The 14888-nt window shown below is 55.2% G+C and carries 12 protein-coding genes; 6 read left to right on the top strand and 6 right to left on the bottom strand.

Annotated elements, in window-relative coordinates; genetic code table 11:
* Positions 1 to 3 precede the first annotated feature (3 nt).
* Together aceF and lpdA are read left to right on the top strand one after the other, a co-directional pair.
* Positions 4 to 1902 (top strand): pyruvate dehydrogenase complex dihydrolipoyllysine-residue acetyltransferase, encoded by a 1899-nt coding sequence (aceF, locus tag EGO56_RS15730; protein ID WP_135910075.1) that lies wholly within the window; start codon positions 4 to 6, stop codon positions 1900 to 1902.
* 160 nt (positions 1903 to 2062) lie between these two features.
* Positions 2063 to 3487 carry a dihydrolipoyl dehydrogenase gene (lpdA, locus tag EGO56_RS15725; protein ID WP_010253950.1) on the top strand — a complete coding sequence of 475 codons (1425 nt, stop codon included), beginning with the start codon at positions 2063 to 2065 and terminating at the stop codon, positions 3485 to 3487.
* 265 nt (positions 3488 to 3752) lie between these two features.
* Here the strand turns inward: lpdA and EGO56_RS15720 are convergent, their stop codons facing one another.
* Positions 3753 to 4388 (bottom strand): hypothetical protein, encoded by a 636-nt coding sequence (locus tag EGO56_RS15720; protein ID WP_135910073.1) that lies wholly within the window; start codon positions 4386 to 4388, stop codon positions 3753 to 3755.
* Between the two features lie 142 nt (positions 4389 to 4530).
* Positions 4531 to 5430, bottom strand: coding sequence for a LysR family transcriptional regulator (locus EGO56_RS15715; protein WP_135910072.1), 900 nt, complete (start codon positions 5428 to 5430; stop codon positions 4531 to 4533).
* A 105-nt stretch (positions 5431 to 5535) separates the two neighbouring features.
* On the opposite strand from EGO56_RS15715, the gene EGO56_RS15710 reads away from it, so the two are divergent.
* The 4 genes from EGO56_RS15710 to yacL all read left to right on the top strand — a co-directional run bounded on the left by EGO56_RS15710 (position 5536) and on the right by yacL (position 10578).
* Positions 5536 to 6045 (top strand): phenolic acid decarboxylase, encoded by a 510-nt coding sequence (locus EGO56_RS15710; protein ID WP_135910070.1) that lies wholly within the window; start codon positions 5536 to 5538, stop codon positions 6043 to 6045.
* An 85-nt stretch (positions 6046 to 6130) separates the two neighbouring features.
* Complete coding sequence (locus EGO56_RS15705) at positions 6131 to 6988, top strand: MBL fold metallo-hydrolase (RefSeq protein WP_135910068.1); 858 nt, start codon at positions 6131 to 6133, stop codon at positions 6986 to 6988.
* 425 nt (positions 6989 to 7413) lie between these two features.
* Positions 7414 to 10011, top strand: a complete 2598-nt coding sequence (gene acnB, locus EGO56_RS15700) for a bifunctional aconitate hydratase 2/2-methylisocitrate dehydratase (protein ID WP_135910066.1) — start codon at positions 7414 to 7416, stop codon at positions 10009 to 10011.
* 189 nt (positions 10012 to 10200) lie between these two features.
* The gene (gene yacL / locus EGO56_RS15695; RefSeq protein ID WP_013356797.1) at positions 10201 to 10578 is read left to right on the top strand and encodes a protein YacL; all 378 of its coding nucleotides are present in this window, start codon (positions 10201 to 10203) and stop codon (positions 10576 to 10578) included.
* Between the two features lie 48 nt (positions 10579 to 10626).
* Here the strand turns inward: yacL and EGO56_RS15690 are convergent, their stop codons facing one another.
* The 4 genes from EGO56_RS15690 to EGO56_RS15675 form a co-directional block, all read right to left on the bottom strand.
* Complete coding sequence (locus EGO56_RS15690) at positions 10627 to 11298, bottom strand: SDR family NAD(P)-dependent oxidoreductase (RefSeq protein ID WP_185948887.1); 672 nt, start codon at positions 11296 to 11298, stop codon at positions 10627 to 10629.
* An 8-nt stretch (positions 11299 to 11306) separates the two neighbouring features.
* The gene (locus EGO56_RS15685) at positions 11307 to 12503 is read right to left on the bottom strand and encodes a sialidase family protein (RefSeq protein ID WP_135910062.1); all 1197 of its coding nucleotides are present in this window, start codon (positions 12501 to 12503) and stop codon (positions 11307 to 11309) included.
* Between the two features lies 1 nt (position 12504).
* A complete protein-coding gene (locus EGO56_RS15680) occupies positions 12505 to 13920 on the bottom strand; it encodes a sodium:solute symporter family protein (RefSeq protein ID WP_013356800.1) in 1416 nt (471 codons plus the stop codon).
* Between the two features lie 79 nt (positions 13921 to 13999).
* Positions 14000 to 14884: a dihydrodipicolinate synthase family protein gene (locus tag EGO56_RS15675; protein ID WP_135910061.1), complete on the bottom strand. Its 885-nt coding sequence runs from the start codon at positions 14882 to 14884 to the stop codon at positions 14000 to 14002.
* Between the last annotated feature and the right edge of the window lie 4 nt (positions 14885 to 14888).

Raw genomic sequence — 14888 nt, 5'->3', positions numbered from 1 at the left:
GTAATGGCTATCGAAATTAAGGTACCGGATATCGGGTCTGACGAAGTTGAAGTCACCGAGATTCTGGTGAAAGTTGGCGACAAGGTGGAAGCCGAGCAGTCGCTGATCACCGTGGAAGGCGACAAAGCCTCAATGGAAGTGCCGTCGCCGCAGGCTGGCGTAGTGAAAGAGATTAAGATCTCTACCGGTGACAAAGTTGAGACCGGCTCACTGATCATGGTGTTTGATGCTGAAGGTGCTGCTGAAGCAGCACCAGCACCGGCCGCAGAGAAAAAAGCGGACGCGGCGCCAGCCGCTGCTGCGGCTACTGCCAGCAAAGAAGTGGCGGTTCCGGATATCGGCGGTGACGAAGTCGAAGTCACTGAGATTCTGGTTAAGGTTGGCGACAAAGTCGAAGCCGAGCAGTCACTGATTGTGGTGGAAGGTGACAAAGCCTCCATGGAAGTTCCGGCACCGTTCGCGGGTGTGGTCAAAGAGATCACCATTGCGACAGGCGACAAAGTCAGCACCGGTTCAGCCATCATGGTCTTTGAAGCAGAAGGCGCAGCACCGGCCTCTGACGCGAAGCCAGAAGTGAAAGAAGAAGCGGCATCGGCACCCGCTGCTGCTGCGGGCGCAAAAGAAGTCAACGTGCCGGATATCGGTGGTGATGAAGTCGAAGTCACCGAGATCCTGGTCAAAGTTGGCGACAAAGTTGACGCTGAGCAGTCACTGATCGTGGTTGAAGGCGACAAAGCCTCAATGGAAGTCCCTGCGCCGTTTGCAGGTACGGTCAAAGAGCTGAAAGTCGCAACCGGCGATAAAGTCAGCACCGGCTCACTGATCATGGTGTTCGAAGTCGAAGGTGCTGCTCCGGCCGCCCCTGCGGCTGCGAAACAGGAAGCTGCTCCGGCGCCTGCTGCGAAATCTGATGCTAAGCCAGCCGCCGCGGCGCCAGCAGCCAAAGCCGACAGCAAAGGTGAGTTCGCAGAGAACGACGCTTACGTTCACGCAACTCCGGTGATCCGTCGCCTGGCGCGTGAGTTCGGTGTTAACCTGGCGAAAGTCAAAGGCACCGGCCGTAAAGGTCGCATCCTGAAAGAAGACGTGCAGACTTACGTGAAAGACGCCGTAAAACGCGCTGAAGCAGCACCTGCTGCGGCAAGCGGCGGTGGTCTGCCGGGCATGCTGCCATGGCCGAAAGTTGATTTCAGTAAGTTTGGCGAAATCGAAGAAGTCGAACTGGGTCGTATCCAGAAAATTTCTGGCGCGAACCTGAGCCGTAACTGGGTGATGATCCCGCACGTTACGCATTTCGACAAAACCGATATCACCGATCTGGAAGCGTTCCGTAAGCAGCAGAATGCTGAAGCAGAGAAGCGTAAGCTGGATGTGAAGTACACGCCTGTCGTATTCATCATGAAAGCAGTCGCTGCGGCGCTTGAGCAGATGCCACGCTTCAACAGCTCGCTGTCTGAAGATGCGCAGAAACTGACGCTGAAGAAATACATCAACATCGGTGTGGCGGTTGATACGCCAAATGGCCTGGTCGTTCCGGTCTTCAAAGACGTGAACAAGAAGGGCATCACCGAGCTGTCGCGTGAACTGATGGCGATTTCGAAGAAAGCGCGTGACGGTAAGCTGACAGCGGGCGACATGCAGGGCGGATGTTTCACCATCTCCAGCCTGGGCGGCCTGGGTACCACACATTTCGCGCCGATCGTTAACGCGCCGGAAGTGGCTATCCTGGGTGTCTCTAAATCGGCGATGGAGCCGGTGTGGAATGGTAAAGAGTTTACGCCGCGTCTGATGATGCCGATTTCTCTCTCCTTCGACCACCGCGTGATCGACGGTGCTGATGGTGCGCGATTCATCACCATTATCGGCAATATGTTGTCTGACATTCGTCGTTTAGTTATGTAAATGTGAAGAAGGCCGGCGGATGCCGGCCTTCCTTTAACGATTCGTCGCGCCGCTGTTGGCAGTTTGTTAACAATTCTGTAAACTCTTGCGGTGAAAGTCCCGGTGGAACAAGGGCATTATAAGAACGTCTGACCCGCCGGATATCAATTAAGAGGTCATGATGAGTACAGAGATTAAAACCCAGGTCGTGGTACTTGGGGCAGGTCCTGCAGGTTACTCTGCAGCCTTCCGTTGTGCGGATTTAGGTCTGGAAACCGTACTGGTAGAGCGTTACAGCACCCTCGGTGGTGTTTGTCTGAACGTCGGTTGTATCCCATCTAAAGCGCTGCTGCACGTTGCTAAAGTGATTGAAGAGGCGAAAGCCCTTGAAGAGCACGGCATTGTGTTTGGCCAGCCATCTACTGATATCAACAAGATTCGCAGCTGGAAAGAGAAGGTTATCAACCAGTTGACTGGCGGCCTGTCAGGTATGGCAAAAGGTCGTAAAGTCACCGTGGTGAATGGCCTGGGCAAATTCACCGGTGCTAACACCCTGGTGGTTGAAGGAGAAGGCGGCGCGACCACCATCAACTTCGATAACGCCATCATCGCTGCGGGTTCACGCCCAATCGAACTGCCATTCATTCCACATGAAGATCCACGCGTCTGGGACTCTACCGATGCGCTGGAACTGAAAGAAGTGCCGAAGCGTCTGCTGGTCATGGGCGGCGGTATCATCGGTCTGGAAATGGCGACGGTCTATCACGCGCTGGGTTCAGAGATCGATGTGGTTGAGATGTTCGACCAGGTTATCCCGGCTGCGGATAAAGACGTGGTGAAAGTCTTTACCAAAAAAATCAGCAAGAAATTTAACCTGATGCTGGAAACTAAAGTGACCGCCGTTGAAGCAAAAGACGATGGCATTTACGTTTCAATGGAAGGCAAAAAAGCACCAGGCGAAGCGCAGCGTTATGACGCGGTGCTGGTTGCTATCGGTCGTGTGCCGAACGGCAAAGGTCTGGATGCCGGTAAAGCGGGCGTGGAAGTGGACGATCGCGGCTTCATCCGCGTCGACAAACAGATGCGTACCAACGTGCCACACATCTATGCTATCGGCGACATCGTCGGTCAGCCAATGCTGGCGCACAAAGGCGTGCATGAAGGCCACGTAGCGGCTGAAGTGATCTCTGGTCTGAAGCACTACTTCGATCCGAAAGTGATCCCTTCAATTGCCTATACTGAGCCAGAAGTTGCCTGGGTCGGTCTGACCGAGAAAGAAGCGAAAGAGAAGGGCATCAGCTACGAGACTTCCACCTTCCCGTGGGCTGCCTCTGGCCGTGCTATCGCTTCTGATTGTGCAGACGGCATGACCAAGCTGATTTTTGACAAAGAGACGCACCGTATTATCGGTGGCGCGATTGTCGGTACTAACGGCGGCGAGCTGTTAGGCGAAATCGGTCTGGCCATTGAGATGGGTTGTGATGCGGAAGATATCGCTCTGACCATTCACGCTCACCCGACCCTGCATGAGTCAGTCGGTCTGGCTGCAGAAATCTTCGAAGGTAGCATCACCGATCTGCCTAACGCGAAAGCGAAGAAGAAGTAAGTTTCTGCCGCAGTGATTGAGAAAGCTCCCGTTATGGGGGCTTTTTTTTGGGCCGTCATTTTGATCATAAGCGTCAGTAGATTCTGCCATTCATTCCTCTGACAGACACTTCAGGCCGAGGGAGAATCGCCCGGAATTGCACTTCAATATTACTGATATTCAGCCTTTGTGCTGTCGGACTAGCAATGTCAGTAAGCCGTTAACCCTAACGCGCGAGGCGGTGTGTCAAAAAGCCCGGCGGGGGAAAGGTGGGGCATCAGAACGGCTATGCAGACTTAAGAGAATGCATGTTACCTACCAGGAATGTGCGGATGGCATTGTCGATGACTTCACGCGTCAGCTCTGACTCTGCGACGATGATTTGCAGACCAATACCACTACGATAGCCATGCTGGATGCGATAACCAGGGGTGATTACGGGTGGGGTGTCGCGGAGAATATCTGCCACGCGCTTGTTAATGTAATTATGATATGTCATCCCGCCGAACTGGGGATAAGCAACGCGGGTGCGCTTTACCTGCTTATAGCTGACAATCTTTCCTTTCGCGTCATAGTTGGACACTGTCTCTAAACGCAATTCATCCTCCAGTTGGGCCTGGTCAAGCATTGCAGTGGCTTCATTGAGTACCCGGTTTTCGATGATATCCATGCGAGCGACATCAGCAGTAACGATCTCAGCGTTCCAATAGATGGTGGGATCTTGATCATCCAGGAAAAGTACATCACTCCAGATCCAGACCCAGCCCGCCGCAATAGCCTCTGCGTTTTCAGAATCACAATCATCGTAATGTTGCCCACCGCAGCGCTCACGCTCGCGATGGATAAGATTTTTGATGTGCTGAACACGCGTGCGACGGTGGCGGCGGGAAAGTGAGGTAAAAGGCTTGAATTTGCGGGTCATGGATTACTCTGCGCAATTTATGCTGGGAGGAATCCAGCCCCGCAGTTTAGCGAAAGGAAATGATGAGAGCTAGCGAAATAGCAGGGTTATAAGGAGCGAGCGGCCAGAAAGAGCTGCTGTGTGCGTGCCCTTACATTTACGTTCAGCGGCGCACCTCCCACGCCGCCACCCGTTCAACAAACATCTGCGCCAGTTCAGCAATGGCGCTGTTGCCGGGCAGTCTCTCTTCATTGATGTACATCACCAGCGTACTACTGCGTCGGCGGCCCTGAAGCAGCGGCAGGGGACGTAGTTCACCGCTTTTTAAGAGGCCGGCGATATTCTGTTCCGGCAACCAGCCATAGCCTAGCTGGTGCTGGACCGCTTCAATCGCTGCCGACAGGGTAGTGAATGACCAGTTTTCTGCCTGATCGCCACTCACCTCTGACTGCTGCTGTTGCTGGCGATCCAGAATGGTAATGCAGGGCCAGCGCGCCAGTGTGGCAGCATTAAGCGGGGCAGGTTCACTGTGCAGCGGGTGATCGCGATGGGCGACGGCAACGAAATCGACACTCATCAGGCTTTCGCCAGCCAATGGCTCAGCGCCATATTGCGCCACCAGCCAGAGATCGGCCTGTTGTTCCGCCAGCCTGTCTGGGGTTTCGCTACGGACAATTTCGCTGAACCAGATGCGCACATGTGGATAGCGTTGCTGAAATATATTGAGCACATCAAACAGCAGAGGTTTTGGAAAGGTAGCATCCACCATTAAATCAATGCGCGAACGTTCACCCCGTCGCAGGGCACTGGCCTTAGCTTCAAGCGCGCTAAATCCTTCCAGCAGTGGACGTACCTGCGCAAGTAACTGATGTCCTTCAGCACTCAGGACGGCACGGCGTCCCACCTGCTCCAGCAGTTCCATGTCGAGCCGTTGTTGAAGCAGACTCAACTGATAGCTCAATGAGGACTGGCTGCGATTATTCTTCTCCGCTGCCAGCGCAAAACTCCCTTCCTTTACGACGGCGTCGAGCAGATACCACTGTTCCAGCGTTGTTTTGTACATGGTAAACCATCTAAAAATTGAATAATTAAGTGCTAAAAATAGCGTTATTCATCGCTTTTGTAACGCGCAATAATCACCTCAAGGAAAACAAATGAGGAATTAATCATGAGCACTTTTGATAAACATGACCTGTCTGGCATCGTTGGCAAACATCTGGTTTACACCTATGACAACGGCTGGAACTACGAGCTCTACATTAAAAATGCCAGCACCATCGACTATCGCATTCACAGTGGCATGGTCGGCAATCGCTGGGTTAAAAATCAGCATGTTTATGTGGTTCGCCTGGCGCAGGATGTCTATAAAGTCTCCTGGACTGAACCAACCGGCACTGATGTCAGCCTGGCCGTTAATCTGGCGGATAAAATTTTCCACGGCACCATCTTCTTCCCACGCTGGGTCATGAACAATCCGGAAAAAACCGTCTGCTTCCAGAATGATCACCTGGAAGAGATGGCGAAATTCCGCGAAGCGGGTCCGGCTTATCCAACTGAAGTGATTGATGAGTTCGCGACGCTGACCGTAATTCTTGATGTGGGTGAAAACAACGAAAGCGTGATTGACTGCCCGCCTGATCAGCTGCCCGCCAATTTTCCGGAAAACCTGAAAAATTAAGAGTGAACAGAAGAGGTCATCATGACCTCTTCTGCTTAGTTGTTTCTACGTGTAGCTTCTGATGTGTAACGTATGAGGACGAAAAATGGATTTATCGACGAAGGTTTTTATCAGCAGTGACCAGCACGACGGCTTCGGTGTCAGTTCCACCATTATCATGGGTGAGAAAGAGGCGATGTTAGTCGATGCCCAGTTCACGCTAGCGAATGCGCATCGGTTAGTCGCTGAGATTATCGAAACCGGTCTCGACCTGAAACGCATCTTTATTACCCATCTGCATCCCGATCATTTTCTGGGACTTGAAGTGATTAAATCGGTCTTTCCGGCTGCTGAAATTCTCTCTTATAAGCAGGTCGCCGAAGATGTTAATGACGCCTTTGACTTCAAAATTGATTACTGGGGCAAGCAGGTTTTAAAAGAGAACGGTGCCCGCACTAAGTTTGCGATCACCGAACTGGAAGAGGATACGATCTGGCTGGAAGGGCAGGAGATTAAAATCCTGAGCGATCTCAGTGGCGATTGCATCCGGGTGACACCGCTCTGGATCCCCTCGACGAAAACATTGATCGCCTCCGATGTGGTCTTTGCGGATGCACATGTCTGGATTGCCGATATGCGTACGCCTGAACGCATGGCGAAATGGATGGAAAGTCTGGATAAACTCGAAGCGCTGGCGCCGGAAATCCTGATCCCTGGCCATTCGCGAACGACGCCATCGCTCAGCCCCTCAGCAATAGGCTTTACCCGCACCTATATCAACGATTTCATTAAGACGCTGCACAAGGTCAAAAACAGCGAAGAGCTGGTGCAGGAGATGGAGCGAATCTATCCCAACCTGCCGGTGAAAATCTGTCTCGACTACAGTGCGCGGATTCTGAAAGATCACTACGTCTGGCTGGGTGACTGGCCGGTATCACTGCGGGAAATGAAAACCACTCTGTAATCGTCTCAGACGTCAATGACACCAGGCTTATCTCCGGCCTGGTGTTGCTATCCGCCTGCATTCGCCTCTGCGGTAACCCGGAGGCCCGTTCACTTCTATTCCTGCCAGTTATCTATTTCCCTGAATCACTTCACTAAAACTGGGCCAACGCTGACATAACCCTGCCGTTTTTACTCTGAGATGCGGTACGCTGCAGAGTGACCCGATTAGCCAGCTTAGCTGGCTGATGTGGGAGTATAAGCGGGCAGAACGGGCGCAGTGGATTATGTTGTATTTTTGTAAACAGATTAACAAACAGACGAAATCCTGCTATTCTGCCCTCCGCGAAACCGGGCACCTCAACCTGGACGAGAAAGGGAAGTGTGTTCTCCATAAGTGAGCAAGGTGGTCGGAAAGCCCTACATAATGAGAGCGAGGATAACGTCGTGCTAGAAGAATACCGTAAGCACGTTGCCGAGCGTGCTGCCCAGGGAATTGTACCTAAGCCTTTAGAGGCTTCCCAGATGGCCGCGCTGGTTGAACTGCTGAAAAATCCACCTGCGGGTGAAGAAGAATTTCTGACCGATTTATTGGTCAACCGAGTCCCACCTGGCGTCGATGAAGCGGCGTATGTCAAAGCCGGTTTCCTGGCGGCTGTCGCCAAAGGCGAAGCAACCTCTCCTCTGATATCTCCTGAAAAAGCGGTTGAACTGCTCGGCACCATGCAGGGCGGTTACAATATTCATCCGCTGATTGAAGCGCTGGACGATAGCAAACTGGCACCCATCGCGGCGAAAGCCCTTTCACACACGCTGCTGATGTTCGACAACTTCTATGATGTCGAAGAAAAAGCGAAAGCGGGTAATGAATACGCGAAGCAGGTGATGCAATCCTGGGCCGATGCGGAGTGGTATCTGTCACGACCTGAGCTGGCTGAGAAGATCACCGTTACGGTGTTCAAAGTTACTGGCGAAACCAACACCGATGACCTCTCTCCGGCCCCGGATGCCTGGTCTCGTCCTGACATTCCTCTGCACGCCCTGGCGATGCTGAAAAATGCCCGTGAAGGTATTGAGCCGGATGAGCCGGGCAATATCGGCCCGATCAAACAGATTGAAGCACTGAAGACCAAAGGCTTCCCGCTGGCGTATGTCGGTGACGTTGTCGGAACCGGTTCGTCACGCAAATCCGCCACCAACTCGGTGCTGTGGTTTATGGGCGACGACATCCCGAACGTGCCGAATAAAAAAGGTGGCGGCGTGGTGCTGGGCAGCAAAATTGCACCTATCTTCTTCAACACCATGGAAGATGCGGGCGCACTGCCGATTGAAGTGGACGTCAATGACCTGAACATGGGCGATGTCATCGACATCTATCCGTTCAAAGGCGAAGTCCGTAACCACGAAACCAACGACCTTCTGGCCAGCTTCGAACTCAAAACCGAAGTGCTGATTGACGAAGTCCGCGCCGGTGGCCGTATTCCGCTGATCATCGGTCGCGGCCTGACCACTAAAGCGCGCGAATCGCTGGGTCTGCCGCACAGCACCGTGTTCCGTCAGGCGAAAGATGTCGCGGAGAGCACCCGTGGTTTCTCACTGGCACAGAAAATGGTTGGCCGTGCCTGTGGCGTCGCCGGTATTCGTCCGGGTGCCTATTGCGAACCGAAGATGACCTCAGTTGGCTCGCAGGATACGACCGGTCCGATGACCCGTGACGAGCTGAAAGATCTGGCTTGCCTGGGCTTCTCGACCGATCTGGTGATGCAGTCCTTCTGTCACACCGCTGCGTACCCTAAGCCGGTGGATGTGAACACGCACCATACGCTGCCAGACTTCATCATGAACCGTGGCGGTGTCTCACTGCGTCCGGGCGACGGCATTATCCACAGCTGGCTGAACCGTATGCTGCTGCCGGATACCGTGGGCACCGGTGGTGACTCGCATACCCGTTTCCCTATCGGCATCTCTTTCCCGGCGGGCTCAGGCCTGGTGGCATTTGCTGCGGCGACGGGCGTCATGCCGCTCGACATGCCGGAATCAGTGCTGGTGCGCTTCAAAGGTAAGATGGAGCCAGGTATTACCCTGCGCGATCTGGTTCACGCCATTCCGCTGTATGCCATCAAACAGGGTCTGCTGACCGTTGAGAAGAAAGGTAAGAAAAACATCTTCTCTGGCCGCATCCTTGAGATTGAAGGTCTGCCGGATCTGAAAGTCGAGCAGGCGTTTGAGCTGTCCGATGCGTCAGCCGAGCGTTCCGCTGCGGGCTGTACCATCAAGCTGGATAAAGCGCCGATTATCGAATACCTGAACTCCAACATCGTGCTGCTGAAGTGGATGATCGCAGAAGGCTACGGCGATCGTCGTACGCTGGAGCGTCGCGTTGAAAGCATGGAGAAATGGCTGGCCGATCCTCAGTTGCTTGAGCCGGATGCGGATGCTGAATATGCCGCCGTGATCGAAATCGATCTGGCTGACATTAAAGAGCCGATCCTCTGTGCGCCAAACGATCCGGACGATGCCCGTTTGCTCTCTGATGTTCAGGGCGAGAAGATCGACGAAGTGTTTATCGGCTCCTGCATGACCAACATTGGTCACTTCCGTGCCGCCGGTAAACTGCTGGATAGCCACAAAGGCCAGCTGCCAACCCGTCTGTGGGTGGCTCCGCCAACCAAGATGGATGCGGCACAGCTGACCGAAGAGGGCTACTACAGCGTATTCGGTAAAAGCGGTGCGCGTATCGAGATCCCGGGCTGTTCACTCTGTATGGGTAACCAGGCACGTGTGGCTGATGGTTCGACGGTGGTTTCTACCTCGACCCGTAACTTCCCGAACCGTCTGGGTACCGGCGCTAACGTCTACCTGGCATCTGCAGAGCTGGCGGCAGTGGCTTCACTGTTAGGCCGTCTGCCAACGCCGGATGAGTATCAGCAATTTATGGCGCAGGTCGATAAAACGGCCAGCGACACTTATCGCTATCTCAACTTCGACCAGCTGGCGCAGTACACCGATAAAGCTGACGGCGTGATTTTCCAGACCGCGGTCTGATTCTTCACCTGCCAGTCATGACTAAGGGGCGATGATTCGCCCCTTTTTTACGTCTGTGCATTGAGGGCGGTTCGATCAAAAGCTGGATTTCGCCAGACAGCCTGTAATAATGCGCGACGTGTCACACTATGCCGCGCAGGCAGCGCTGACACTCATTTAGTGACGCGATGACGTTAAGAGGAACGGGCGATGGAATATGAATTTTTACGCGATGTGACCGGACAGATTAAGGTTCGTATGTCGATGGATCATGAAGCGGTCGGCCACTGGTTCAACGAAGAGGTGAAAAACGATCCGGGATTGCTGGATGAAGTGGAAGCCGCAATCGAAGACGTCAAAGGCAGCGTGCGTCAGTGGCAGCGCATCGGCAGCGAGTACACCATCCTGCTGGATGAGGAAGAGGTAATGATTCGCGCCAATCTGCTGGCACTGGAAGATGACGGAATGGAAGAGGGGATGAACTACTACGACGAAGAGAGCCTCTCCTTCTGCGGCATTGAAGATTTTCAGCTGGTGATCGCCGCCTATCGCCAGTTTGTGAACCAGTACGGTAAACCCGTACGGTAATTTTTACGCTGATACAGGCCGGGCCACCCGAGTCGCCCGGCCTGTTCATTAACTCAGCGACGCACCGCCGCACATCACCAGCTGCTGACCGGTGATTGCCGCGGCTGCAGGCGAAAGCAGGAACCCGACCAGTCCGGCGACTTCCTGCGGCTGAATATAGCGGCCTATCGGTGGCAAGCGCGGCGGGGAACTGGCCCGGCCCGGCTGTTGCAGCATCGGCGTTTCGGTGGCACCTGGCGCCACGATATTGGCTGTAATGCCGCGCGGTGCCAGCTCTGCCGCCCAGCTGCGCACCATGCCGATCATCGCCGATTTGGTGGCCACATACTGACTGCGGCCCGACGCACCGCCTGACGTGCGACTACCCAGCAGCACGATTCTGCCGCCCGCGCTCATCCGGGGCGCAAAATGATTCGCCAGCTGTTCTGCGGCGGCAACATGCAGTTGCCACAGGCGTGTGCTGGCGTTCAGATCCAGCTCCCCGAGCGGCGCGGCCTGCATCATTCCCGCTGCATGGATCACCGCCTGCGGCACCGGCAGTTTGTCCAGTAAAGCCTGCAATGCCGCACTGTCGCTGATATCGATCTGATGGCTCTGCCAGCCCGTGTCTGCCCGGTTTATAGCCGATCGGCTCAGGCCAGTCACCTGCCAGCCTTCATTCAGCAGGCGGTCCACAATCGCCTGGCCGATGCCGGAGCTGGCGCCGGTCACCAGCGCCATCTTTTCAATCACGCGTCACCTCCCTGCACCCAGGACTCCCCGACCCGCACATACTTGATCGCCTGGCGATACCAGGTGTAGGCGATATGCAGTTCGCCGTTCACACCCTGCTTGATGCTGGGATAAGAGAACTCCCGGTTTAACTTCTGCTGAGAGTTATTGGTCATGCAGTAGCCGTCGCCTTCGTCCAGATTGCGCTGCAGCGGCCAGCTTTTGCCGCCATCCGTTGAGATCGCCAGCGTCATTGGCGCTCGTGGCGCGCCCCAGAAGGCGGTGCGCCCGCTGTGCACCACCGGTTCGGCGGCAACCGCAACGTCACTGTCCTCTTCATCATCTTCAATTTCGTCATACAGCGACAACCGGCGCTCGCTGGCCCCTTCGGCGCTCATCGCATTGAACACCAGCGCCAGATGACCGTTGCGCAGCGTCGTGACCTGAATGGAGGAGTTATTGTTGGGCAGCGACAGCGGTTCGGGCGCGCTCCAGCTTTCGCCCTGATCAAACGAGCGACTCTGGTAAATGTGGTCGGCCCAGCGACTGCGGTAAAGCGCCAGCAGCGAGCCATCATCCAGCAGGGTGACGTTCATGTGAACGCAGCCGGTGCTGTCAGGCACGCTGACGTCGCGCCAGCTCTGGCCTTTATCTTCTGAGATTTTTACCGCGCTGACGTCATAGCTGCCGACCCACTTTTCGCCGGGCTGCGTCAGGCAGTAAAACACCGGCAGTAACCAGTTGCCGTTAGGCAGCACGACAATCGGCTGACGAATAAAGGTGCCGGGCTTATCCAGCAGGGTTTTGATCTCGCCCCAGCTCTTGCCGAAATCGTGAGACTGACGATAGCGCACAATCGCGGTGTCCTGATTGCCCGATTTCTGCGCCGTCCACAGCAGCCACAGTATCTGATCGGGATCGAGAAACAGCACCGGATTCTGTTCTGAGCGACCCGGATCGTCAGAAAGCTTCTGCGCGTCACTCCAGCGATCGCTGCCTTTTGTCAGCCGGGAACACCAGACTGAGATATCGGCAATCCCTTCCTGCGTGCCACCAAACCAGACGCAAAGCAGATCGCCATCGGGCAGCGGCAGCAGGTTAGCCGCATGGTTTTGCGGGCAGGAGGAGGGCAGCATCGCAATCTGCTGGGCGCTATCCTGCGGGTGCGGCGCAACCAGGCCGGTGCGTTCTGCGGTGACGGTTTCCTGAGTCATATTAGGCTCCACTATTTTGTGCATTGTGTTGCGGTTGAGGCTGAGACTGGCGTGACGGGATACAGCGGTCAATCACCATAATGATGGCCGGCGTAATCAGCGCCACATACATATTGTCGATACCGAACGGGTTACCCATCAGGAACCAGACGGACGTCACCACGCAGGCACCAATCAGACCGGCGTTGGCACCGCGCGTGCTCTTAAACCATGGCAGATAGAATGCCATGATCGCCACCACGGTGATCGACAGGCGAATCGCGCGGGTAAAGAACGAGAGCTTCAGCACTTCCGGGAAGAACAGGACAAACAGCAGCGGGAAGAAGCCGATGCCAATCGAGATCCAGCGCGTCACTTTAAATTCGCGCTCCGGCGTCGGGTTACGATAGGGCACGTAAAAATCTTTGACGACCAGCGAGGCGATGGCCAGCGCAACGGTGCCGACGCTGACGAAAATCGAGGCCACCAGCGAGGTGGTGACAATGCCTGCCAGCCACGGTGACATATCCTGCAGAAACACTGGCAGCGCATAGAGGCTCTTGATATCGGGATGCGCAAACTTCGCCGCCACGCCAATCAGCGCCATTGCCAGACCGATCGGCAGGCAGAAGATGAAGGCGACCCAGGTGGCACGCTTCGCTGACTTCACATCTTTGGTGGAGGAGATCGCCTGGATCACAAACTGCGTACAGAAGATCGATCCCACAGTCCCGATCAGCCAGGCGACAATGGTACTGGCACCGACGTGACCATCCCACGTCCAATAGAACGCCGGCATTTTCTCGATCATCGGGGCCACGCCGCCGGTCATTTTCAGCGCCACATAGAGAATAATCAGAATCCCGATGTACTTGATGGCGCTGTGCAGCAGCGTAACCCAGGCGACGCCTTTCATGCCGCCAAACGCAAAGTAGAAGGTACTGACCACCGCGGTGATAAAGGCCGCCTGCGTCAGGTCGATCTTCAGCACGGTGGAGATCGCCGCCGCACCGCTGATGTAGTTCCCGACGTTCACCAGCAGCAGCGCATAGATCATAATCAGCGAGATAATGTTCTTGGTCGAGCTGCCATATTTCTCGGCGATGGCACCGGAGATCGTGATTTTTCCGGTGTTGTAGATGCGTTTGACCAGAATCAGACCAAACAGCGGGAACCCAATCGCCGCGCCAATCACCGACCAGGAGGCGGCGAAGCCATCCTCAAAGGCTGCCTGCGCGGTACCGATGGTCGATTTTGCCCCGATATATTCCGACATCAGCATAATGCCGACGATAAAGGCGGGCATGGCGCGCGAGCCTTCCATGAAGTCGCCGCTGGTTTTACTGCGCAGCCGCCAGGTCAGCCAGGTGGTGAACAGGATATAGGCGACCACCATGCCGACGATCAGTAAGGTGCTCTCAGTTGAAAATGCTTTCATCATGACCTCGATTGTTCTGGCAGATGGCGACCATCAGGTTCGTTCTCATCTGACCGATAGGGTACAAAGGCGATGGACGTTATTGCAGGTAGTGGTTCACGATTTGACGGATCTGCTGCTGTTCGTCGGCGCTGAACTGCACCGCATAGCGGCTTTCACCCACCTCAAAGCCCTGCAGGCTGACCGCTTTTTTCACGGCGGCCGGTGAGAAACCGATGCTGTACAGCGCGGTGCGCAGGCCGGTGACGTTCTCCTGTGCCTGATGCGAACCGGCAATGTCACCGGCACTGAAGCGCGCCCAGATGGCGTTAATCGCCTCCGGTGCCACGTTTGCCAGCCCGGAAATAGAAGCGGAGCAGCCATCAACGAATCCCTGATGAATCAGCGAGTCAGGGCCGTTCAGCACATCAAAGCCCTCACAGTCGGCGGTGGCCTGCAGAAATCCGCTCAGACTTTCATAGCTGCCTGCGGAGTCTTTAATGCCGATGATGTTCGGGTGCGCGGCCAGCGTACGAACGGTCTCTGGCTGCAGGGTATTGCCGGTACGCGCCGGAATGTTGTAGAGGAACAGCGGCACCGTCAGCGCGTCCGCTACGTGCTGATAGTGGTCGATCAGCTCCTGCTGTTTCAGCGGCACAAACCATGGGGTGATCGCCGAGACGGCATCCACACCCAGGCGGGCAATCTGTTTGCCGAGCCGGATCGTTTCACGGGTCGAAATCTCGCCGATGTGTGCCACAACAGGTGCCCGACCGTTGACTTCATCGACGCAGGTGGTGGTGACGGCAATCTTCTCCTGCTCATTCAGCACAAAGAATTCACCGTTGGTGCCGCCACAGAAGATGCCGTTTCCGGCGTTGATCTGGCGTCTGACCTGCTCACGCTGTCTCACCGGATCAAAGGCACCTTCACGATCGAAGGTGGTGACGATGGCGGTCAGTACGCCGTTGATTTTCTTGTTCATGACA

It is taken from the genome of Pantoea vagans (genome assembly GCF_004792415.1).
Lineage (GTDB): Bacteria > Pseudomonadota > Gammaproteobacteria > Enterobacterales > Enterobacteriaceae > Pantoea > Pantoea vagans.
This window is presented reverse-complemented; position numbering and strand designations above follow the sequence as displayed.